Genomic DNA, 23,256 nt, shown 5'->3' on the forward strand with positions numbered 1-23,256 from the left:
CTCAATTTATTATTAAAATGATACTTAGTTCATGATATTTATCAATTTATATAATTCAATTTTTATACCAATGAGAGAATTTTATCTCAATTTGTGCAAATTAAGCCATCAGTAACAGTATTAATTTAAAGGTATTTTTAAAAAAATATAATACTTTAGATAGGTTTTATACTTTTTAAAATTATTCGAAATATTTAATTATTAAGCTTGATTAAGTTGGAAATTGAAGAGATATCTTGCATGGAATAAAGAGGAAATATGTATGAATTGTATAAATTACATTTTTGTAATATTTCTTGATTATGTTTTGTATAGTTTTTTGAATACTAATTGATATCATTAGGTTTTATTTGGTTTTTTTTATGGATTTTATTTAAAATTAATTCAGATTATTTTGGTCGGATTAAATATATTATTAAAAACAAATTTATTATTTTTTTTATTCACTTTTTTATGTGATCTAAACGGTGTTTAAAACTTATGTTTTTATCATTTTTTGTTTTTATAGTATTGAATTTAATCATTAATTTTTTAACATTACTATATGTAATTAAACCATATGATAAAAAGTTAACTAAAAAATATTGTGGCAACGGTGTATTTTTGTCACGATGTATTTTTATTTTAAACTATTGTTGATTTGGAGATGAAGAAACAAAGCTTAAAATAAAGAGTGGTTAAATTTAAAAGTTTTTGGTGTTATTAATTTGTGTGAACATTTCTCTAAACAGTAATGTGATAAAAATAATAACGCTAGCGTATTATTTATTAAAATTTCATGAGGTTTATCGAATGAAGAAGCTAACTTTACCAATATTGAGTGCTTTGGCATTAGGTTTAGCAAGTTCAAGTGTATTTGCTGCAGATGGAAAAATTACCATTAATGGTGTTGTAACTGACGAAACCTGTACCTTAACAGGTGAAAGTGCTGGGTCAGCGGGTGCTAAAGATCTAATTTTGACCTTGGACACTGTGCCTAAATCAGCTTTTACTGCTCCAAATGCAGTCGCAGCGAAAAAAAGCTTTAGCATACAGTTAAAAAATGCAGCAGGGACTGGCGGTTGTGATGCTGCAACAAACAAAAGTCTGAAAGGTTTGTATTTGAGTCCACTTGCAGCGGATAATTTGGATGCAACGAATAAAACATTATTGGTCAATAAAGCAGAAAATCCTGCAACTGTTACTAATCCTGCCTTTGTTCAAATTTTAACAGATACTGATGTAGCTGTTGATCTTGCTGCAGCATGGGGAACTCAGGCGAAAAGTGCAGTCACTGGACTTGCAGCAGATGGTACTGGTATCGCAACCATGAGCTATAAAGCACAGTATTTCTCGAAGACTGGAACTGTGGATGCGCAAAGTGTTTCTGCGAGCGTCAACTACACACTGCAATATAACTAATCTTATAGCTCGGCTTACTCAAGGGGAAAAATAATGCGTTACTTGAAAAGTGTTGTATTTATTTATTTGATGATGTCATTTGCCTATGCAGGTGTATCACTGGATGGTACTCGCATCATTTTCCCTGCCAAGTCTAAAAGTGTCAATGTACAGCTCAGGAATGCCTATGACAGTCCTGCGCTGGTACAAGCATGGATCGATACGGGTGATGCAGAAAAGATTCCTAAAGCGAATGAAGTTCCTTTTGTACTCAATCCATCTTTAACTAGAGTTGAACCTCGAAAAGGGCAGATTATTCGTATCATTCCTTTGGATACCTCTAAATTACCGCAGGATCGTGAATCTATTTTTTGGTTCAATATGATGGATATTCCACCAGAAGATCCGACATTAAAAGATAAAAATTATTTATCGTTTACCGTAAGAACACGGATCAAACTATTTTACCGACCAAGTCAGTTGGCTATGGCTCCACTTTTGGCACAACAAAGCGTGCAGTTTAAATATAACCAAGGCACAGAGGCAATACAGATCAATAATCCAACGCCTTATTACCTGACCGTGGTTCAAGTTCAAAGTGGTAAAAAGCAAGCATTTAGCTCGGCTGAAGATGCCATTATGCTGGCACCTTTTACCAGTGCGAGTCTAAAAGATTTTAAAATTGACGGTTCGACTAAAAAAATTGTTTATGAAGTGCTCAATGATTTAGGTACATCGCAAACACACGAAACAACAATACAGTAAATTTATTTTTAAAAATCTTGTTTTTGCTAATTTTATTAAAGCTTGAAAATAGCTTTGACGTTCTATTGCCTTTTTACAGGGGGCTAGCAATAAAACAGTGGTGATAAATGGGTTATTACGATGCTGAATTTTAAAAGATCTAAACTCTTTTTAATGCTGATGTCTGCAGTTGCTGTACAGACCTCAGCAAAGGAAGTGCAGCTTGTTGAAACTGATATAAATGATGATGGTTATTTGATTACGGAACAGAATCTTCCATTATTTGTACAAGACAAAACCAATCTTATTACACAGAATAATCGTTATTTATTTACACAAGACAATAGCAATCTGCTTGCACAGGACAATCGTCGTTTCTTTGCACAAGACAATAGTAGACAGAACAGTCGTGTTTTAATCAAAGATGATGACCTCGTTATACAGAGTAGTCGATCCTTCACTGCACAAGACTATAACAATCTTCTTGCACAGAATAATCAAAATTTCTTTGTAGCAGACAATAGCGATCTTGTTGTACGGAGTAGTCGTCCTTTAGTTAAGCTAGATAATCGCGATATTATTGTACGAGACAGGCGTTCTACAATTACACAAGATGACAATGCTCTTGTTGTACAAGGCAGCCGACCTTTATTAGCACAAATCAATCATGATCTTATTGAACCAGAGCAACGTGATTTAATGACGTTAGACAACGCTCATCTTCTTGTACAGGACAATCGTCGTGTAATTGCTAAAGACAACAGTCATCTTCTTGTACAAAACAGTCACCGTTTAGTTGCCCAAGGCAATAGTGATCTTGTTGAACCAGAGCAACGTGATTTAATCACATCAGATGATGACCATCTCATCGCCCAAGACAATAGTCAACTAATTGCGCAAAACAACAGTGAACTCACTGCACGTAATAGCGACTTTACCACCTTTAATGCGGCTTCTTTATTTGGGGGGCAAACCAACGTTGACTTAAGTGGTTTTACCTCACGGAATTTTATTTCACCAGGTCATTATTTGGTGCAATTGTCGGTGAACAGTAATGATCTATCAAATGATATCACAGTGCAATTTGACCATTTGGATGGTCAGAGATCGGCAGTGTTATGTTTAGATGCTGCGCTACTGGATCGTTTGGACTTAAAACCAGAAATCCGAGAGGCTTTGCCAAACAAACCCTGTTTGACTATGAAAGAGCTAGATCCAGATGCGTATTACGATTTTGATTTCGCAGAACTAAAACTGGCTTTATCCATTCCCCAAGCTTTGCGCGTGGAACGTCCTGAAGGTTATATCGATCCCAAATTATTTAGTAATGGTGTTAACTCTGGTTTTATTGGTTATGCATTTAACTACAATCGCGATGAAGATCGAGAAAGTAAATACTTAGGACTCAACGGTGGTTTAAATGTTGCGGGTTGGTATTACCGTCATGCGGGTGCTTTTGAATCAAAAGACTCTGGGTTGGGGCAATATTATTCAGATCAAAATGTGATCTACCGTGATATTACCCCAATGAATTCGCGCTTGAGTTTGGGACAATTTAATACCACGACTTATCGTCTGGATAATTTACCGATTGTTGGCGCACAAATCAGTTCTGACCAAGACATGTTGCCATGGTCGTATCGTCAATATGCGCCAGTGATTGAAAATTTCGCCTATACCAATGCCGTGGTGAGAGTTTATCAAAATGCACAAAAGATCTATGAACGTACAGTGCCACGCGGCGCTTTTAAAATTAATGACTTAAATACGGGTAATGGTGATTTAACCGTCGAAATCACTGAAACGGGTGGCGAAAAAAGAACATTTATTGTGCCTTTTCAAAGTAATCAGGACTTAATTCGCCAAGGACGTTATAACTATAGTGTGGCAGGTGGTCGCTATCGGACCCGTAACGAAACCACGAACGATAAATTATTTCAAGGCAGTTTTAACTATGGTTTAACCAATCAAATGACTCTAGGCGCTGGTCTAAATGTCAGTGATGGTTATAGTAGTGCTTTGGGGATGCTGGCTTTAAATACCCCAATTGGTGGTGTGACCAGTACCATCGAGTTTACCGACTCAGACTTATTTGGAAAAAAATATAAAGGTGAGAAATACGGCTTAAATTATCGCTATGCATGGGTGCCTAAAAACTTCTATCTCTATGCAGATTATGCCAAATATAATCGTGATTACATGAGTATTTCTTCTCATTTATATCAACGCAATAGGACCGTACTTACTGAAAGTGAAAATGATAACTTCTTATATAACTATAATTTAAAAGACAGTATTGGCGTAAGTCTTTCTAAATCATTGGCGGATACTCGATTTGGAAATGTAAATTTAAGCGCACGTAAAAACACCTATTGGAATGACAGTGAAGACTATTATCAATATAGCCTAAGCTACGCAAATAGCTGGAAAAAGGTTAGTTATAACATTGGTTTTAACCGGACTGATTATACCAATCGTGAGCGTGAACGTGGTGATAGTGCTTATTTTTCTATCTCGGTTCCATTGGATTGGCGTAAGCAGAAGAAGATGTATGCAAATGCCAGTGTGCAGTTAAACGAGCAGAATCAATTTACTACGAATGCCAGTATGTCAGGTACAGCAGGCGCCAATAATCAGATGAACTTTGGTTTGGGTGTTTCAGATAGCCAAAACAACACCAGATTCAATGGTAATTTTAATTACTTGTTGCCGATGGTCAACATGGGCTCAACGGTTTCAGTAGATTCGAGTAGTAGCCAGTATTCATTGTCAGCTCAGGGCGCTGTGGTTGGACATCGCTATGGGTTTACCCCAGTTAATAGTTTGCCAGAAACCTATACCATTATTCATGCAGAAAATGGTGCAGGGGCCAATGTATCCAATGCATGGGGGGTAAAAGTGGATCGCTTTGGCAATGCGATTTATCCATTTAACTCCGCCTATAGCAAAAATACCATCAGCTTAGATCCAAAAGATCTTCCAGCAAACGTGACTTTAGAATCCAACCAGACGGATGTGATCCCACGAAAGTACAGTTCGCAGTTGGCTGAGTTTAAAGCCAATAAAACCAGCAATTTATTATTACGTATTCATGCCACACAACAACAAAATATACCAATGGGTAGTCAGTTTAAAGACAGTGACAATCAAGTGATCGGGATTTTTGGTGCAGGCAATCAAGTGATTGTCAATCAAGAACTTCCACTGATGAAAGTCAGTACTGTGACATGGGGCGGCAATCAAAATGAAAGCTGTCAAATCGCACCGATTGCTAAACAACAGTTACAGCGTAAAACCACTGGAAACTTTAATATTATTGATGTGGAGTGTAAATAAATCATGAAAAAATCGGTTTGGATTCTTAGCTTATCTACTTTTGCAATGGGGTCACAGGTTTTTGCAGCGGATGTAAATTGCCCGCTTACACCCATATCTGATTTTGAGCGGGCTTCTGCAACGATTAGTAATTTTAATTTTACCCAGACAATTACAAACACAACGAATGTCGGCGGGCTGACTAGTTGCGATGACCAAATGGCTGCAAGGAGTAATTTTAAGGTAACCGATGGAAGTAGTAATTTAACTGGATCAGGTTCAGGCAGTTACCCCTTTGGTGTAGACGCTAAGGTTGAGATTAACAATTCAACGGCCAGTAGCGAAGCACAAAATTTAGCAAAAATCTGGTTAAGTGAAAATTTAAAAATCTCATTTAATTTAAGAGATGATGCGAGAACTACACCAGTAGCAGTAAAAGCATTAAACACAGATTATAATGTACATCCAGAGACCTCACAGCCAGGTCGAGTAACAATTAATGGTGAGGAATATCTTAAAGCAGGCAATGGATTACGTAATGCACGGTTTACTGTGCCCAATACTGGGGTTGCACTGATCAATAAAACCACACCATCGAATAGTGTTATCGATGCTTTAAGCGGTGCGACTGTTCGTATCCACCTTGGGACATTAACCTATAAATACATTAATTATCCAGTGGTCAGCGGTACGGCTGATCCAAATGTTGCAACGACAGAGCTGTATTTAAATTTAAAGCTTAACTTTAGCCCGCTGACTTGTACCATGTCCAATCAAACCGTAAATTTGGCAACAGTTCCCGCAAGTATTTTAAATAGCAGTCAAACTGCCAATCAGCAAAATTTTAATATCAGTTTCAGCTGTATTCGAACAATGCCAAATAAAGAATTACGCGCGACGATTACTGACAGCTATACCCCAGACAATATCAACAGCAATGGTATTTTAAAAAACCAACCGACTTTAGCCAACAAAAGTAATGTCGATGTGCAGTTAATGGATGACACCAATAAGCCATTAACCATCGGTACTCAAAGTTCATTTTATAAAGTCCCTGCGGGTTCAAATGCAACAACATTTTCCAAAACTTTAAAAGCCAGATATTACCGTTCAGAAGCAGTAGCCAAGCCGGGCTATGTACAAGCTCAGGCGACTGTATTTTTTGATTATCAATAGTAGGGTTGATCAAGAGCTTAGATGATCCATAAATAAATGATGCATAAATGGGCAGATAAATAGCCATTTAAATAAGGTTGTTGAGAGGTGTACGAAGTTATGAATAAACATCTTTGGTTTACTGTCCTATTTCTATATTCAGAGCTTGTTTTTGCCGCAAATGTAGATTGTCCACTTGAGTCTATATCCAATGCTGAGCGAACTTCCGCAACGATTAATAGTTTTAGTGATACTCAAATGATAGCAGATAAGACTCGCGTCGGTAGGCTTGGACCTTGCGATAACCAAATGATTGCACGAAGTAATTTTAAGGTGGGTTCTAGCAAAACCAATTTAACTACAACAGGTTCGGGTTCTTTTCCTTGGGGGGTCAATACAAACATAACGATTAATAATTCGGGTTCTGGTAGCGCGGCACAAAATTTGGCCAAAATCTGGTTAAGTGAAAATCTAAAAATTTCTTTTGAGATGAGTGATGATGTTAGTACATCGGTTGCCAAGATTACAGAATTAAATAAGGATTATAATATTCATCCAAATACTTCACAGTCTGGTCGAGTAACAGTAAATGGTGAGGAGTATCTTAAAGCAGGCAATGGATTACGTAATGCAGGTTTTGCTATTCCAAACTTTGGCTTCTCACTCATCAATAAAACTGCTCCCTCAAGCAGTATTATAGATGCTTTAAATGGTGCAACTGTTCGTATACATTTGGGAACATTAACCTATAAGTATGATAGTTATCGGTTTGAGTCTCCGACAGGAATTCCTAAGATTGACTCTACAGAAGTTTATTTAAATTTAAAGTTAAGCTTTATTCGTCCCACTTGTACCATGTCCAATCAAACTGTCAATTTGGCACCTGCTTCTACCAGTATATTAAACATGGATCAAACCGCCAACCAACAGAGTTTTAATATTAGTTTCGACTGTAGCGTCGCTATGTCAGGGAATACTGTGCTGGCAAGAGTGACGGATAGCTATACGCCAAATAATAACAACAGCAATGGTATTTTAAAAAACCAACCGAGCTTAGCCAACAAAAGTAATGTAGATGTGCAGTTACTCGATGAAGCTGATCAACCATTGGCTATTGGCATACAAAGCTCTTTTTATAATGTGCCTGCAGACTCAACAGCAACCAGCTTTATTAAAATATTAAAGGCAAGATATTACCGTTCAGAAACAACAGCCAAGCCGGGTTATGTACACACTCAGGCAACAGTGTTTTTAGATTATCAATAAACTGGCAGATTTTATCTAGTGTTTTAAATTGAGCCAGTAGAGGGAGTAAATAAATCATGAATAAGTCAGCTTGGTTTTTTGCGCTATCTGGTTCTGTTGTATTTAATTATGCACAGGCTTCACACGTCACGGTCACATGTCCGCTTCCGCCTATGTTTAATGCCGAGCGAACTTCCGCAAGGATAAATAATTTTAGTTATAGCCAAATGATGCCAGATAAAGTTTCTGTAGGTAAACTTGGACGCTGTGATGACCAGATGGCTGCACGGAGTAATTTTAAGGTAGCCTCTGGAAAAACCAATTTAACTGCAACTGGCTCAGGCTCATTCCCATTTGGTGTGGATCGCAATATTGTGATTAACAACTCGAGTGAGGGTACTGCAGCACAAAATTTGGCTAAAGTCTGGTTAAGTGAGAATCTAAAAATTTCTTTTGATATGAGTGATGATGTCAGTACCTCGGTTGTCTCGATTAAAGAATTAAATAAAGATTATAATGTTCATCCCAATACCTCGCAGGGAGGGCAGGAAGCAAGAGTCACGATTAATGGTGAGGAGTATCTCAAGGCGAGCGTTGGATTGCGTAATGCAGGTTTTAGTGTCCCAAACTTTGGTTTCTCTCTGATCAATAGCACTATTCCCTCAAGCCGTATTATCGACACATTAAACGGGGCAACGGTTCGAATATATCTTGGGACAATGACCTATAAATACGATAATTATGCTTCAGCACCTATCACAGGTAATCCTAAGAGTGCATCGACTGACGTTTATTTAAACCTAAAATTAGCCTTTACTCGCCCTACGTGTACCATGGACAATAAAAGTGTGAACTTAGCAGCATTGCCTACTGGTATATTAAATAGTGGTCAAACGGGCGGTGAACAAGATTTTAATCTCACCATCAACTGCACTACATCTATGCCTGGCAACATATTGTTGGCAAGAGTGACAGACAGCTTTACAGAAGAAAATAGCAACAGCAATGGTGTTCTAAAAAATCTCCGCAGCTTAGCCAACAAAAGTAATGTCGATGTACAGTTAATTGATGAGAGTAATACTCCAATCGCGATTGGTATACAACGTTCTTTTTACAATGTTCCTGCAAGTTCAACCGCAACTAAATTTATTAAGGCTTTGAAAGCACGATATTTTCGTTCAGCACTTAGGGCCACAGTAGGTTATGTACGGGCTCAGGCAACGGTGTACTTGGATTATCAGTAGTGAGGTGATAAATAGCTGGATGATGAAGTGTTATACCCAACAAAAAGTAATGCTATTTAGTTTTGATTTTTAAATCATTAAATTTTACATGAGGAAATTTATCAATCTAAAAATCTTTGTCGTGTAAAATTATAAAGATTTACTACCATCTAGGTAGCTTAGAAAGCAATAGCGATCCATTTTTTATATTTCCATACGTCCACAGCCGCATAGGTAGCTTAGAAATGTTTTCTTTTGCTTGGATCATTACAGTTCACTGCCAAATAGGCAGCTTAGAAATATTTCTTTTTACTTTTAACATCATTGAATCCTAAAAGGTGTAGCTATCGTATGGCGACAGGGATGTTGCCGTTTGGCGGGGGTATAGGATGTACCCCTCGCCAGACATGAGCAAGAATAAAGCACTGCTTTATTTGTAGCGCAAGGATGTGATAGCGCAAGGTTTGGCATCCCCCTGCTGAAAGTAAAGTATCGCCTACGCAAATTAAATTTAAACTTTCGATGTAAGGTGAGGCAGTGTAGATTCTACAAAAATACAAATTAAACCATAAACCCAATTCATTTTAGTAATGAAAAACTCCCTCCTTTTAAAGGTGAGAAGTCTTAACTTCGCAAGGGAGAGGATTAAAAATCTTAAACTAAATTGGTATGACTTACACAAATTAATTTAAACTTTTCACTGTAAGATGGGGCATTGCTAACCCTATATGATAGGCTAGCTCATTTTTATTATCTATATAGCTAACATTATCCATTTAGTATATGATATTAGCCATATAGCTAATTTACTGGTAAACACTATGGCAAGTAGAGTAGAAATTGGTAAAAAAGTGAGCATAGCGCGGAAAACGCTAGGCTATACACAACAAAAACTGTCCGAATTAACACGAATAAATAAAACGACAATTTCTGAGATTGAGAATGGCCGTTTTACTGGATCTTTTGATATATTCGAACGTGTTTTGGCTGCTGTTAACCTACAGTTTGAAGTCACGCCAAAGAAACATACTCTACCTGACTGGGATGAAATTGAAGCAATGTTTTCTGAGGATGATAAATGAATACTCATCCATATTTACCCAGTAAAATTAATACGATTCATATTTGTATAGATCAAATTGAGTTAGGTGTCTTGACCTATGGGTCCATACACAACTATCAGCCAACACAAGAAAAACAGCATGTGTCACTTACCATGACCAAGAAAGGTATGGAAGGCTATTCATCTGGTTCGCTACATCCAGTATTTTCCCAAAATTTACCTGAAGGTTTTAATCGCCGATTTATTGCTGAAAAACTGGCACGATATGCCAAAGTTAATGATATGTATTTATTGGCTTTACAAGGGGATCAAGGTATAGGAATGCTCTCTTATAAAAGCGAGCTAAATTTACCCGAAGCTGAATCTTTAAGCCTAGCTGAAATTTTGTTTTATAACAGCAAAGAACCACTTTTTCCACAATTATTAGAGAAATATTATCTTAGAAATTCATTGGCAGGTATGCAACCTAAAGTCAGTATACCGAATGCAGCGACCATCCAGACAGATAGAACAGTTCAGCAAAAAGATTTAATTGTAAAGTCCTACGATTCAGAGTTTCCATTACTGACAGTAAATGAATTTGTTTGTATGAACGCTGCCCACTATTGTGGACTTGAACCGCCAAAAACGTATCTATCTGAAAATTTAGAAACTTACGTAGTCGAGCGTTTTGATAAAAGTAATGATGGCACAAGGCTTGGGTATGAAGACTTCACTACTTTAATGAAGAGGTCCAATGATCCTGATGCAAAATATATAGGAAGCTATGAAGCTTTGTTAAAAGCAACATATCTCTATACAAACAATCCAAGCGAAGTAGAGAAAATGTATAGATATATTGTTTTTAACTGTTTAATTGGTAATGGTGATGCACATCTTAAGAACTTTGCACTGCAATATTCGCCTGATATGCAGAATATTTTTGTTTCACCACCATTTGATATTACGCATACACTCATTTATCAAACGATTGATAATAAAATGGCACTTAAGCTTGATGGTAGCAAGGAATTTCCGAGCATATCAGACTTGATTAAGTTGGCTGAGAGTAATCAATTTAAGATTAGAAATCCGAAAGAAATTATAGAAAGTCTAAGTGACAATATTACTGACTATCTTAAATCTTCAAATGAGGTTCAGCTACTTCATGGCTTACGTCAATCTATAGAATGTTCAATATCCCATATCATGACTTCAAAGCTTTTGGGCAAAAATTATCGCCACGACAAAAAGAAAAAATTTGAATAGATAACTGTCAATCATCAAACTGGTATTTCAAAACGCACACTTGAAACATGGGAGCAAGGCAAACCTAATAATCATATTCAACTGCCGCATAGGCAGCTTGGAAAATCACAGTAGCTGTACCATGCCGCAATAAGACCGATATAGATAAGCAACCACCATACAAATTTATTATATAACGTGATTTTTACATTACAATTTTTACAGCTTTCCCGTAGGTTTAACCACATACCTTATTTTATCTAAGTTATAAAATTGAGATATTCTTCTCAGTATAAAAAATGACTTTTTTGAAACTTTATCATCTAGACAATCGTATATTTAGATTACCAATAATTTGAATATTTAATCATTTTATCTGTGTATTTTAAGTGTATTGGGCTTGATATCGCGAGTTTTTATTAGAAGTGAGCTTTTTTCTAAATAAAACGGTGAGTTTGGTTGAAATGATAAATAAAAAATAATATTGATAGTTTGTTTATAAGTGAAAAATAAGTATTTGTTTTTAATGGATTAAAAAATATTAATGATTTTAAGTCATGAATTTCAATGAGAAAAAATCAATCAACAAGTGTGACTTATGCATCATTATATGCCGAGTGTAGTTTGTTAGTTTTATTTTAAACTGTGGGTAGCTCCTCAATAAAAAACAGCGCTTAAAATAAAAAGTAACTCTATTTACATATGTTTAGTCTTATTAATTTACATGAATATTGTTTTAAACAGTAATTCTATAAAAGTAATAACGCTAGCATATTCATTATTAAAAACTTGATGAGGTCATGAAATGAAGAAGCTAACTTTATCAGCACTGAGTGCTGTAACTTTAAGTTTGGCATGCGCAAGTGTGTTTGCCGCAGATGGAACAATCACAATTAACGGTGTGGTGACTGACGAAACCTGTACTTTAACAGGAACAGGCCCTGGGGCTTCTGGTTCTAAAAATCTTATTCTGACTCTGGATACTGTGCCTAAGTCAACTTTTACTGCTGCAAATAAAGTCGCAGCGAAAAAAAGCTTTAGCTTAGAGTTAAAAAATGCGGGCGGTACAGCAGGCTGTGACGCAGCAACCAATAAAGCACTCAAAGGTTTGTACTTAAGTGCAATTGCGGCAGCTGATTTAGATACAACGGATAAAACTTTATTGGTCAATAAAGCACCCGGTGCTTCAACTGTAAATCCTGCATTTATTCAAGTTTTAACAGATACAGATACAACAGTTGATCTTGCTGCACCGTGGGGAACTCAGGCGAAAAGTGCGGTGACTGGAGTTGCAGCAGATGGTACAGGCATCGCAACCATGACGTATAAAGCACAGTATGCGACAAAGTCTGGAACAGTAGATGCGCAAAATGTCTCTGCGGTTGTTAACTACACATTGCAATATAACTAATCTTATAGCTTGGCTTACTCAAGGGGAAAAATAATGCGTTACCTGAAAATTGCGGTATTCATGTACTTGATGATGTCATTTGCCTATGCAGGTGTCTCAATCGATGGTACTCGCATTATTTTCCCCGCCAAGTCTAAAAGTGTCAATGTACAGCTCAGGAATGCCTATGACACGCCTGCGCTGGTACAAGTGTGGATTGATACGGGTGATTCAGAAAAGATTCCCAAAGCGGATGAGGTGCCTTTTGTACTTAACCCTCCTTTAACCCGAGTGGAAGCAAAAAAAGGTCAGATTATTCGAATTATTCCTTTGGATACCTCTAAATTACCGCAGGATCGTGAGTCTATTTTTTGGTTCAATATGATGGATATTCCACCAGAAGATCCAACCTTAAAAGATAAAAACTATTTATCGTTTACGGTAAGAACACGACTCAAACTCTTTTATCGACCTCAGTTAGCCATGACGTCATATTCGGCACAGCAAGGCTTACAGTTTAAATATGATCCAGCGACTCAAACAGTACAAATGAATAACCCGACCCCTTACTACCAAACCGTGATACAGGTTTCAAGTGGTAAAAATCAGGCATTGAGTTCGGCTGAAAATGCTGTGATGTTAGCGCCGTTTAGCAGTGAAAGTCTGAAGGATTTTAAAATTGATGGTTCATCTAAAAAAATTACATATGAAGTCCTAAATGATTTAGGTACGGCGCAAACACACGAAACAACAATACAGTAAAATTATTTCTAAAATATTGTTTTTACTGTTTTTATTGAAAGCTATTAAAAGTTATTGAAGGTTATTCAAAGCGATTAAAAAATTGTAAAAATAACTTAGAAGCTTTGTCGCCTTTTTTACAGGGGCTCGCAATAAAACAGTGGTGATAAACGGGTTATTACGATGCTGAATTTTAAAAGATCAAAACTTTTTTTAATGCTGATGTCTGCAGTTGTTGTGCAAACTTCAGCCGAGGAAGTGCAGTTAATTCAACCTGATGCGAGTGAGGTGGGGCATCTCATTGCACAGGACAACAGTCAACTGGTTGCGAAGAACAATGCCCAGAGCAACAGTGAGCTCACAGCACGTAATAATGACATTACCACATTTAATGCAGCTTCTTTGTTTGGTGGTCAAACCAACGTCGACTTGAGTGGTTTTACCTCACGCAACTTTATTGCGCCGGGTCAATATTTGGTTCAATTGTCAGTCAACAATAGCGAAGCATCGAATGATGTCACTGTAAAATTTGACCATTTGGATGGTCAGAAATCCGCAGTATTATGTTTGGATGCATCACTACTGGATCGTTTAGATTTAAAACCAGAAGTTCGCAGCACTTTGCCAAACAAACCCTGTTTAACCATGAAAGAGTTAGATCCTGATGCATATTATGATTTTGATCTTGCAGAGTTAAAACTGGCCTTGTCTGTTCCTCAAGCTTTACGCATGGACCGCCCAGAAGGCTATATCAACCCGAATCTATTTAGCAATGGTGTGAATTCTGGCTTTATCGGTTATGCGTTTAACTATAACCGTGATGAAGACCGAGAAAGTAAATACTTAGGACTCAACGGGGGCTTAAATGTTGCAGGTTGGTACTATCGTCATGCAGGTTCTTTTGAGTCAAAAGATTCAGGCCTAGGCAAATATTACTCAGATCAAAATGTGATCTACCGTGATATTACTCCTATGCATTCACGCTTGAGTTTGGGACAATTTAATACCACGACGTATCGTCTGGATAACTTATCCATTGTTGGTGCGCAAATCAGTTCTGATCAAGACATGTTGCCATGGTCTTACCGTCAGTATGCACCTGTGATTGAAAACTTTGCCTATACCAATGCTGTGGTGCGGGTATACCAAAATGCGCAAAAGATTTATGAACGCACAGTGCCTCGTGGTGCTTTTAAAATTAATGATCTAAATGCGGGTAATGGTGATTTAACGGTTGAAATCACCGAAACTGGCGGCGAAAAAAGAACATTTATCGTGCCTTTGCAAAGTAATCAAGACTTGGTTCGTCAAGGACGTTATAACTACAGTGTGGCGGGCGGTAAGTACCGTACCCGAACTGAAACCACCGATGATAAATTATTTCAAGGTAGTTTTAACTATGGTTTGACCAATTACATGACCATCGGCGCAGGTCTCAATGTCAGTGATGGTTATAACAGTGGTTTGGGACTGTTGGCTTTCAATACCCCGATCGGTGGTGTGACCAGTACCATTGAGTATACTGACTCAGACTTATTTGGAAAAAATTATAAGGGTGGAAAATACGCCTTAAACTATCGCTATGCATGGATTCCGCAAAGCTTCTATTTTTATGCAGATTATGCCAAGTACGATCGTGAATATATGAGTATTTCTTCTCATTTATATCAACGTAACCGAGATGTACTGACTGAAAGTGAACATGATAACTTTTTATATAACTATAATTTAAAACAAAATTTGGGCTTTAGTGTTTCTAAATCATTTAGTGATACTCGATTTGGCAATCTAAACCTCAGTGCACGTAAAAATAACTATTGGGATGATGCTCAGGACTATTATCAATATAACCTAAGTTACGGAAATAGATGGAAAAGGATTAGCTATAATCTTGGTTTTAACCGGACTGATTATACCAATGCTGAACGTGAACGTGGCGATAGTGTCTATTTTTCAGTATCGGTTCCATTGGATTGGCGCAATCAGAAGATGTATGCAAATGCCAGTGTGCAACGTAACGAACAGGATCAATTTACCTCGAATGCCAGTGTCACAGGTACGGCTGGTGCAAATAATGAAATCAATTTTGGTGTAGGTGTTTCAGATACCGAAAACAACACTATGTTTAATGCCAATATAAATTATCTGTTACCGATGGTGAATTTAGGTTCAACAGTTTCAGTGGACTCAAATAATACCCAATATTCATTGTCAGCGCAGGGTGCAATCGTTGGGCATCGTCACGGGATTACCCCTGTAAATAGTTTGCCAGAAACTTACACGATTATTCATGCGGAAAATGGTGCTGGAGCCAATGTATCCAATGCGTGGGGGGTAAAAGTGGATCGATTTGGTAATGCGATTTACCCATTTAACTCAGCTTATACCAAAAATACTATCACGCTAGATCCAAAGGATCTTCCAGCCAATGTAACCTTGGAGTCCAATCAGACTGACGTGATTCCACGTAAGTACAGTTCGCAGTTGGCGGAGTTTAAAGCCAATAAAACCAGTAATTTGTTATTGCGCATTCATGCAACAGCGCAACCAAACTTACCAATGGGCAGTCAGTTTAAAGATAGTGACAATCAAGTGATCGGAATCCTTGGTGCAGGCAATCAAGTGATTGTAAATCAGGAAACTCCACTCATGAAAGTGAGTCGTGTGACATGGGGCAGCAATCAGAGTGAAAGTTGTCAGATCGCACCGATTGCTAAACAGCAGTTGCAACGTAAAACTACTGGAAACTTTAATATTATTGATGTGGAGTGTAAATAAATCATGAATAAACTTGTTTGGCTCTCTGCTCCACTAATTTTATCTTTTTCTCAATCTGTATTTGCGACCACAGTAACATGTACTTTTTCTTCAATCATCAATTTTGATCGAGCTTCTGCAACGATTAATAATTTTAATTATACGCAAACAGTGACCAATACAGCCAATGTCGGCGGGTTGACTAATTGTAGTGAGGTAATGGCTGCACGTGGTGATTTTAGGGTGACTGCTGGCAATACCAATTTAACTGCAACAGGTTCAGGTAGCTACCCATTTGGTGTTGACACAAATATTGTGCTGAACGGTTCGACGGCCACCGTTGCGATACAAAATTTGGCGAAGACATGGTTAAGTGAAAATTTAAAACTTTCTTTTAATTTAAGAGACGATATCAACACGACACCCGTCGCAGTGACAGAGTTAAATAAAGATTATAATGTTCTTCCGAATACTTCTCAGCCAGGTAGGGTAACGATTAATGGTGAGGAGTATCTTCGGGCTACTTCTGGATTAGTAAATGCACGTTTTAGTGTTCCCCATACTGGAATTGCGTTGATCAATCAGACCACACCTTCTAGTGATATTATTGCTGCTTTGAATGGTGCAACGATTCGCATACATTTGGGAACTACGACTTTTAAATTCGATAATTATTTTACAAAACCACCAACAAATAATCCGAAAGTTGTAGTAGGGGAACTGTATTTAAATTTAAAATTAAGTTTTAGTCGCCCGACTTGTACCATGTCTAATCAAACTGTCAATTTGGCAAGTGTATCAACCAGTACATTAAATAATAATCAAAGTGCCAATGAACAAAATTTTAATGTCAGCATTGATTGCACGACATCTATGCCAAGTAAAGTACTTTTGGCGACACTAAAAGACAGTTATACCGCAGGCAATATTAACAGCAATGGCGTGTTAAAAAATCGTCCGAGTTTGGCGAACCGAAGTAATGTGGATATACAGTTAACCAATGAAAGTGATACACCATTGGCAATCGGTACACAGGCTTCTTTTTACAGCGTACCTGCGGGTTCAACTACAACTAATTTTATTAAAGCATTAAAAGCCAGATATTTCCGTTCAGCAGCAACCGTGACCCCAGGTTATGTACAAACTCAGGCTACTGTAACTTTAGATTATCAATAGGATCTACTAATACCAATCAACATTCTTCACCTCATATAAATTAATCTAGCAATGGGAAACTGCTTCCTTTTTTAAAGGTGAGGCAGTTCAAATCTTACTTTTAACATCATTGTAAAAGCTCCCTCATCCTAGCCTTCTCCCAGTGGGAGAAGGGACTTTCAATACTCATTTGAGAAATTGAACAAGACCATTTTTGGGTTTATGAAAGCAATATTGCATACATAAATGAATTCAAACTTTTCACTATAAGATGGGACAGTGCAAACCTCAATACAGCACCTTGTGCTTAAACAAAGATACGGTTTCATAAGTTATGTTTAAAGCCAAAGTTCAGTATAAAAGCTCCCTCATCCTAGCCTTCTCCCAGCGGGCATAGGTATCTACACATCTTTTTGTAGAGACTCTAATGCAATTTCAGCAATCAGCTTAAGGTCATCAACCGAATGTTCAGATAATAATTGTAGTGTATTCAGTAATATTGACAGACCAGCCAAAATTGCAGGAGCACAAGCAAGTGGATTCATATTAAGTTTTACAAGACGTCCGTAGCGTTTAACTAATCGGTTATCTAAGTGTGGAATGTTAAATTGGAGAGCATGCTCTCCAATTTAACTTAAATAGATTTAATTGTGTAGATACCTATGCCCAGCGGGAGAAGGAACTTCCAATATCAATATAATTTACGCTTTAAGATCATTTTTTGATTTATGTAAGATCTAGAACTTACATGAAATAATTAAAACTTCTCAATTTAAGTTAAAGCTGTGCAAGTACCTTTTCATCATTGAATCCTATATGGTGTGGCTATCGTATGGCGACATGGCTATTGACGTTGGGGCGATGGAGTGACGTGAAACTTAATTAATTTGAGTAATGGAAAGCTCCCTCCTTTGACAAAGGTGAGAAGTATTACTTTGCAGGGGGGGAGGATTTTAAATCCTAAACTGATCAGCAGAGGATTTAAAAAGCTTTAAATCTTATTTAACTTTTTGCTGCGCAAGTGGAGAAACAGAGAGAGAATCATTTTGATGGTAGCTCTCTTGAAGTTGAATATCTTGCTTTTGCAAACCCTCAAGAATTGGGCAATTTGGTCTATGGTCACCAGCACAACAATTGATGAGGTTTTGCAGAGTATTGGTCATCTTCTGCAATTCAGTAATACGGATTTCCAATTTTTCGATATGCGAGAGCGCGAGTTGCTTTACATCTGCACTGTGTCGATTTTTATTGTTCCATAAATCCAGAAGATCTGCGATTTCTGCAACCGAGAAGCCGAGCGACCTTGAGCTTCGAATAAACTTAAGCCGTTCAGCATCTTGGTCGGAATAAGAACGATAGCCTGCATTACTTCGACCCACGGCTGGAATCAGACCAATTTGCTCATAATAACGAATCATTTTGGCAGATATTCCAACAGTTTGAGACAGTTTTCCAATATTCATGGCGATTCTCTCTACAAGCTTCTACTCGAAAGTAGAAGCGGGTTGAAAACGACGTAAACGTAAGGCATTGGCCAACACGAATACACTAGATAAAGCCATTGCACCTGCTGCAAAGATTGGCGAAAGCAGGATTCCATAAGCAGGATAGAGTAGCCCAGCGGCAACTGGAATGAGCAGGGTATTGTATGCAAATGCCCAAAACAAATTCTGATGAATATTGCCAATAGTGGCTTTAGATAATGCTATGGCATTGGCAACACCTTGCAAGTTCCCAGACATTAATACAACATCTGCCGACTCAATCGCAACATCCGTACCTGTACCAATCGCAAGACCAACATCCGCTTCAGCTAAAGCGGGTGCATCATTGATTCCATCACCGACAAATGCAATATTGCCATATTTTGCTTTTAAGGTTTGTACTGCTGTTACTTTTCCTTCAGGTAGAACTTCTGCAATCACTTCGTCAATACCGAGTTGGCGAGCAATCGCTTGTGCAGTTCGGGCATTATCACCTGTGACCATCGCAACTTTAAGACCGAGTTGATGCAAGGCTTTAATGGCACTTGGCGTGGTTGCTTTAATCGGATCTGCAACCGCGATGATTGCTGCCAACTTGCCCTGAATTGCCACATAGAGTGGAGACTTACCCTCATCACCTAAACGTTGTGCCGCATTTGCAAAGGGTGAAATATCAATATTGAGCTGTAGCATATAGCGGTCTGCTCCAATATGAATGTCGCCATTTTCATCTATATCTGCATAGACGCCCATACCTGTCACAGAATCAAATTGATTCACTTTGGGTAAGGTTAGGTTTTCTTTGATTGCTGCATCTACGATGGCTTTTGCAATCGGATGCTCAGAACGAGATTCAACGGCTGCCACCATACTTAAAACATGATCACGCTGAAAAAATTCAGTAACTTCAAAATCTGTAAGTACAGGATGGCCTTCAGTTAATGTACCGGTTTTATCTACAGCAACAACTTTGGCATCTTTAAGTAGTTGTAATGCTTCACCCTTACGGAACAATACGCCGAGTTCAGCACCACGACCTGTGCCCACCATAATTGAGGTTGGGGTTGCTAAACCCATCGCACAAGGACAAGCAATAATCAGCACAGCAACGGCATTGACTAAAGCGAAAGTTAAAGCAGGGGATGGGCCGAAAATCAACCAAATCAAGAAAGTCAGTACAGCAGCAGCCATCACAGCAGGTACAAACCATAAGGTGATTTTATCAACCACAGCTTGAATCGGCATTTTCGAGCCTTGTGCCTGCTCAACCAAACGAATGATTTGTGCAAGCATGGTTTCGCCACCTACAGCGACAGCTTTAAAACTGAATGTTCCATTTTGATTGATGGTACCACCGACCACATCGCTGTCTATTTTTTTCTCGACAGGGATCGGTTCACCAGTAATCATTGACTCATCAACAAAGCTTTTACCTTCAACGACTTTTCCATCAACAGGAACTCGTTCACCGGGTTTGACAATGATAAAGTCACCCACGACAACTTGGTCGATCGGAATATCGATGATTTGATGATCACGAGAAACATGTGCCACTTTGGCTTGTAGACTAACTAAGCGCTGAATGGCTTCAGAAGTACGTCCTTTGGCTTTTGCTTCAAGAAAACGGCCAAGTAAAATTAAGGCAACGATAACGGCCGCGGCTTCATAGTAAACATTGACTGTTCCAGCCGGTAAGATGCTGGGCATAAATGTCGCGACGATGGAAAATAGATAGGCTGCTAAGGTACCTACAGCAACTAGCGAGTTCATATCTGGTGCTAAACGCAATAAAGCAGGTAAACCGTGTATATAGAATCTTCGCCCTGGAATCAGCAAAACCAGTGTGGTCAGAATAAACTGTAAATACCAGCTATTTTGTATACCGATGGTCTGAGCAATCAGGTGGTGCATACCTGGAATAAGGTGCGATCCCATTTCTAAAATAAAAACAGGTAACGCAAAAATAGTGGCAAGTATAAGGTCTCGTTTTAGTTCAGCACGTTCTTGATCTTTTTTTTCTAGGTGTTCTGTTTGATCTGGAATAGCAGTTTGAATTTCTTTGGCATCGTAACCCGCTTTATCAATCGCTGCGATTAAAACCGCAACATCGGCAGTGCCAGTGATCGTTGCACGTTCAGTTGCAAGATTGACATTTGCCTCTTTGACACCGGGAACGGCTTTAAGCGCTTTTTCAACACGACTGACACATGAGGCACAGGTCATTCCATCAATTGATAATTCTGTGGCTGCATCAGCGACTTCATATCCAGCATGTTCAACTGCTTTAATCAATGCCTCACGGTCGATAGGAGTGCCAGATGTGATCTCAGCACGTTCAGTGGCTAAGTTTACAGATGCATTAGTTACACCATTGACTTTTTTAAGCGCTGTTTCTATTCGACTAACACAACTTGCACAGCTCATACCTTTGATTTGTAAACTCATTTTCAAATCAGAAACAGGATCATGTGATCTATTTTTCATAAGTCATACCTATAAGTCTTATTCCATGATCTAAATCCTAAACTTTGACATAATGTTAAGGTCAAGTAAAACAATTCAAGTTTTTATAACACCTTGTTGTCAATATAAATTTAGTTTGTGAACATAGACCAATAAAATATTTTTTGACTTATGGTTTGCGGATCTCCTTTATTTTTAATCCTAGTTCATTATTGCTGATATATAAGGCTTCTTTTATCAATCATTTTTAAAAGCATCAATCAACATAAAAGCGCCCTCATCCTAGCCTTCTCCCAGAGGGAGAAGGGACTTTCAATACCCATATCATTCATTCAACATGATCATTTTTTATCTAGGTAAGAACAAAGCATTGTTTTGTTTATAGCGTAAGATAATGCTCTCAATTCAGTGACTCATATCCGTATTTTTAATCAATCCCAACCACTGTTGTGATGTAGCTGGTAGTAAGTAGAATCAACAATCCCAGATACATTTCAAATAAAATGGCACAACTTAAATATTGCGCAAATAACGGTTCTTCAAGTCGGGGAGTCAGGAACCATTTATTGAAAGCAGCAAGTAATAAAATACATCCTACAAAGAGCAATTTGAGGCTAAAGCCGTGACCATACGAGGTATAGATTAAAGTATTTAAATCTTTAAATAATAATACTGCAATCGTGATACCACAGAGGATTAAGATTCCGACTACATAAGCTGCAATTCGTCCAAATGCTTCCATGAGTTTTCTTAACGATCGGCCACTGATTTTATGACTCATTTTCCATAATGGATAGAGTGAACCCATCCATAAGGACAGAAAGAAAATATGAATGCTGAGTATAATTTGAGCAAAAAAAGGTAAATTGGTGACATGTCCGACTTGTGAAAAGCTATAAAGAATCGGGACCAGTAATATGCCAAATAGCATTTTTTCAAAGTTAGTGATATGAGTGGTTTCTTTGGCTAACTTGATCGTTAAAAGCAGTAAAATCAAAGCAAAGCTGATGATCCTGACAATGTGTATTTGTCCAGTGGCAGTATTTAAAAGGATGCTGATATAGGTTTGATCAAAAATGCCGAAAAGACCCGTATTGGCGAAGCTACCAACCAAAATAAAAAAGCCTAAAGTACTTGCAAGCAGACCTAGTCCTGCACCTAACCGGATGTACTTAAGCAGTGTGGGTTTGATGCTGGTATAACGCCAGAGTAAAAAATAACAAAAAGCACCACCAATCATAAATGCAGTACTTAAATATAAGCTAACTTTTATCAGCCAAGTTGACCAGATCCAGAATTCGGACATTATCGTTTTTCCTTTATTCGAGCCTGTTGACAATTCGCCTTTGTTTACGACGATGGAGGTCATTTATAAGCTGTCAGCACACCCGAACAACATTTCAGTCAATTTTTGAAATATTGTTCATCAATCTTTAATTTCTTTGGTTTTTATTTAATCGTGAAGCTATATTCATTGTTCATGTTATGACCATCCTTGCCCATAGTCGTCCAAACAACGAAATATTTACCTTTTTTTAGAGCAGGAACAGGGACACTAAATATTTTTTTTAGATCATGATTCACTTTATAGTTAAGTGGAATATTGCTTCGTTGTGCATCGAGTAACTTAATATTCATTAGCATGACTTCTCCACTAAAATTAAGCACTAAACTTTTAGGTGCTGCTGTAATGGATGCATTCATTGCTGGTGTACTGCTGGTTAAATCAACATGAGCCAAAGCATTGGTTGCTGTAATGAGTATCACTACACCAAAAAGAGCATTACGTAGTTTGATCATATAATTTTGGGAGGATTTCATTGAATTTTCCTTTTACTGTTGGGTTGAGCCCTTGATTATTGAAGAGGATGATATACATTAGAATGACTTTAAGATTACACTTTTGTTATTTAG

General features: G+C 37.8%; 17 protein-coding genes. 12 read left to right on the plus strand and 5 right to left on the minus strand.

The window, feature by feature from the left end; all coding sequences use genetic code 11:
• Positions 1-792: 792 nt before the first annotated feature.
• The 12 genes from M2R48_RS06015 to M2R48_RS06070 all read left to right on the plus strand — a co-directional run bounded on the left by M2R48_RS06015 (position 793) and on the right by M2R48_RS06070 (position 17,416).
• Positions 793-1,401 carry a fimbrial protein gene (locus M2R48_RS06015; RefSeq protein ID WP_262085414.1) on the plus strand — a complete coding sequence of 203 codons (609 nt, stop codon included), beginning with the start codon at positions 793-795 and terminating at the stop codon, positions 1,399-1,401.
• Between the two features lie 33 nt (positions 1,402-1,434).
• The gene (locus M2R48_RS06020) at positions 1,435-2,145 is read left to right on the plus strand and encodes a molecular chaperone (protein WP_262085415.1); all 711 of its coding nucleotides are present in this window, start codon (positions 1,435-1,437) and stop codon (positions 2,143-2,145) included.
• A 120-nt stretch (positions 2,146-2,265) separates the two neighbouring features.
• On the plus strand, positions 2,266-5,460 hold the full coding sequence (locus tag M2R48_RS06025) for a fimbria/pilus outer membrane usher protein (RefSeq protein WP_262085416.1): 3,195 nt from the start codon (positions 2,266-2,268) through the stop codon (positions 5,458-5,460).
• A gap of 3 nt (positions 5,461-5,463) precedes the next feature.
• Complete coding sequence (locus M2R48_RS06030) at positions 5,464-6,615, plus strand: fimbrial protein (protein ID WP_262085417.1); 1,152 nt, start codon at positions 5,464-5,466, stop codon at positions 6,613-6,615.
• Between the two features lie 99 nt (positions 6,616-6,714).
• Positions 6,715-7,860, plus strand: coding sequence for a fimbrial protein (locus tag M2R48_RS06035; protein WP_262085418.1), 1,146 nt, complete (start codon positions 6,715-6,717; stop codon positions 7,858-7,860).
• 56 nt (positions 7,861-7,916) lie between these two features.
• Complete coding sequence (locus tag M2R48_RS06040) at positions 7,917-9,083, plus strand: fimbrial protein (RefSeq protein ID WP_262085419.1); 1,167 nt, start codon at positions 7,917-7,919, stop codon at positions 9,081-9,083.
• Positions 9,084-9,883: 800 nt separating this feature from the next.
• Positions 9,884-10,144: a helix-turn-helix transcriptional regulator gene (locus M2R48_RS06045; RefSeq protein WP_262085420.1), complete on the plus strand. Its 261-nt coding sequence runs from the start codon at positions 9,884-9,886 to the stop codon at positions 10,142-10,144.
• On the plus strand, positions 10,141-11,373 hold the full coding sequence (locus M2R48_RS06050; RefSeq protein WP_262085421.1) for a type II toxin-antitoxin system HipA family toxin: 1,233 nt from the start codon (positions 10,141-10,143) through the stop codon (positions 11,371-11,373). The genes M2R48_RS06045 and M2R48_RS06050 overlap by 4 nt, the downstream gene beginning before the upstream one ends.
• Positions 11,374-12,157: 784 nt before the next feature.
• On the plus strand, positions 12,158-12,763 hold the full coding sequence (locus M2R48_RS06055) for a fimbrial protein (RefSeq protein WP_262085422.1): 606 nt from the start codon (positions 12,158-12,160) through the stop codon (positions 12,761-12,763).
• A 33-nt stretch (positions 12,764-12,796) separates the two neighbouring features.
• Positions 12,797-13,504 carry a molecular chaperone gene (locus M2R48_RS06060; protein ID WP_262085423.1) on the plus strand — a complete coding sequence of 236 codons (708 nt, stop codon included), beginning with the start codon at positions 12,797-12,799 and terminating at the stop codon, positions 13,502-13,504.
• A gap of 162 nt (positions 13,505-13,666) precedes the next feature.
• Positions 13,667-16,261: a fimbria/pilus outer membrane usher protein gene (locus M2R48_RS06065; RefSeq protein ID WP_262085424.1), complete on the plus strand. Its 2,595-nt coding sequence runs from the start codon at positions 13,667-13,669 to the stop codon at positions 16,259-16,261.
• 3 nt (positions 16,262-16,264) lie between these two features.
• A complete protein-coding gene (locus tag M2R48_RS06070) occupies positions 16,265-17,416 on the plus strand; it encodes a fimbrial protein (RefSeq protein WP_262085425.1) in 1,152 nt (383 codons plus the stop codon).
• A gap of 380 nt (positions 17,417-17,796) precedes the next feature.
• Here M2R48_RS06070 and M2R48_RS06075 read toward each other — a convergent pair whose 3' ends face one another.
• The 5 genes from M2R48_RS06075 to M2R48_RS06095 all read right to left on the minus strand — a co-directional run bounded on the left by M2R48_RS06075 (position 17,797) and on the right by M2R48_RS06095 (position 23,163).
• A complete protein-coding gene (locus tag M2R48_RS06075; RefSeq protein ID WP_262085426.1) occupies positions 17,797-17,940 on the minus strand; it encodes a hypothetical protein in 144 nt (47 codons plus the stop codon).
• A gap of 453 nt (positions 17,941-18,393) precedes the next feature.
• Positions 18,394-18,858 carry a Cu(I)-responsive transcriptional regulator gene (gene cueR, locus M2R48_RS06080; protein WP_262085427.1) on the minus strand — a complete coding sequence of 155 codons (465 nt, stop codon included), beginning with the start codon at positions 18,856-18,858 and terminating at the stop codon, positions 18,394-18,396.
• Positions 18,859-18,879: 21 nt separating this feature from the next.
• Positions 18,880-21,363 carry a heavy metal translocating P-type ATPase gene (locus M2R48_RS06085; RefSeq protein WP_262085428.1) on the minus strand — a complete coding sequence of 828 codons (2,484 nt, stop codon included), beginning with the start codon at positions 21,361-21,363 and terminating at the stop codon, positions 18,880-18,882.
• Between the two features lie 406 nt (positions 21,364-21,769).
• Positions 21,770-22,648 (minus strand): copper resistance D family protein, encoded by an 879-nt coding sequence (locus M2R48_RS06090; protein ID WP_262085429.1) that lies wholly within the window; start codon positions 22,646-22,648, stop codon positions 21,770-21,772.
• A gap of 143 nt (positions 22,649-22,791) precedes the next feature.
• Positions 22,792-23,163, minus strand: coding sequence for a copper resistance protein CopC (locus M2R48_RS06095; protein ID WP_262085430.1), 372 nt, complete (start codon positions 23,161-23,163; stop codon positions 22,792-22,794).
• Positions 23,164-23,256 lie beyond the last annotated feature (93 nt).

The sequence above is a fragment of the Acinetobacter sp. I-MWF genome (assembly GCF_025433935.1).
GTDB classification, from domain to species: domain Bacteria; phylum Pseudomonadota; class Gammaproteobacteria; order Pseudomonadales; family Moraxellaceae; genus Acinetobacter; species Acinetobacter guillouiae.

Excerpts from the sequence above, each read along its gene's own strand:
- M2R48_RS06015 (WP_262085414.1), top strand. The coding sequence starts at position 793 with ATGAAGAAGCTAACTTTACCAATATTGAGTGCTTTGGCATTAGGTTTA.
- M2R48_RS06020 (WP_262085415.1), top strand. The coding sequence starts at position 1,435 with ATGCGTTACTTGAAAAGTGTTGTATTTATTTATTTGATGATGTCATTT.
- M2R48_RS06025 (WP_262085416.1), top strand. The coding sequence starts at position 2,266 with ATGCTGAATTTTAAAAGATCTAAACTCTTTTTAATGCTGATGTCTGCA.
- M2R48_RS06030 (WP_262085417.1), top strand. The coding sequence starts at position 5,464 with ATGAAAAAATCGGTTTGGATTCTTAGCTTATCTACTTTTGCAATGGGG.
- M2R48_RS06035 (WP_262085418.1), top strand. The coding sequence starts at position 6,715 with ATGAATAAACATCTTTGGTTTACTGTCCTATTTCTATATTCAGAGCTT.
- M2R48_RS06040 (WP_262085419.1), top strand. The coding sequence starts at position 7,917 with ATGAATAAGTCAGCTTGGTTTTTTGCGCTATCTGGTTCTGTTGTATTT.
- M2R48_RS06045 (WP_262085420.1), top strand. The coding sequence starts at position 9,884 with ATGGCAAGTAGAGTAGAAATTGGTAAAAAAGTGAGCATAGCGCGGAAA.
- M2R48_RS06050 (WP_262085421.1), top strand. The coding sequence starts at position 10,141 with ATGAATACTCATCCATATTTACCCAGTAAAATTAATACGATTCATATT.
- M2R48_RS06055 (WP_262085422.1), top strand. The coding sequence starts at position 12,158 with ATGAAGAAGCTAACTTTATCAGCACTGAGTGCTGTAACTTTAAGTTTG.
- M2R48_RS06060 (WP_262085423.1), top strand. The coding sequence starts at position 12,797 with ATGCGTTACCTGAAAATTGCGGTATTCATGTACTTGATGATGTCATTT.
- M2R48_RS06065 (WP_262085424.1), top strand. The coding sequence starts at position 13,667 with ATGCTGAATTTTAAAAGATCAAAACTTTTTTTAATGCTGATGTCTGCA.
- M2R48_RS06070 (WP_262085425.1), top strand. The coding sequence starts at position 16,265 with ATGAATAAACTTGTTTGGCTCTCTGCTCCACTAATTTTATCTTTTTCT.
- M2R48_RS06075 (WP_262085426.1), bottom strand. The coding sequence starts at position 17,940 with ATGAATCCACTTGCTTGTGCTCCTGCAATTTTGGCTGGTCTGTCAATA.
- cueR (WP_262085427.1), bottom strand. The coding sequence starts at position 18,858 with ATGAATATTGGAAAACTGTCTCAAACTGTTGGAATATCTGCCAAAATG.
- M2R48_RS06085 (WP_262085428.1), bottom strand. The coding sequence starts at position 21,363 with ATGAAAAATAGATCACATGATCCTGTTTCTGATTTGAAAATGAGTTTA.
- M2R48_RS06090 (WP_262085429.1), bottom strand. The coding sequence starts at position 22,648 with ATGTCCGAATTCTGGATCTGGTCAACTTGGCTGATAAAAGTTAGCTTA.
- M2R48_RS06095 (WP_262085430.1), bottom strand. The coding sequence starts at position 23,163 with ATGAAATCCTCCCAAAATTATATGATCAAACTACGTAATGCTCTTTTT.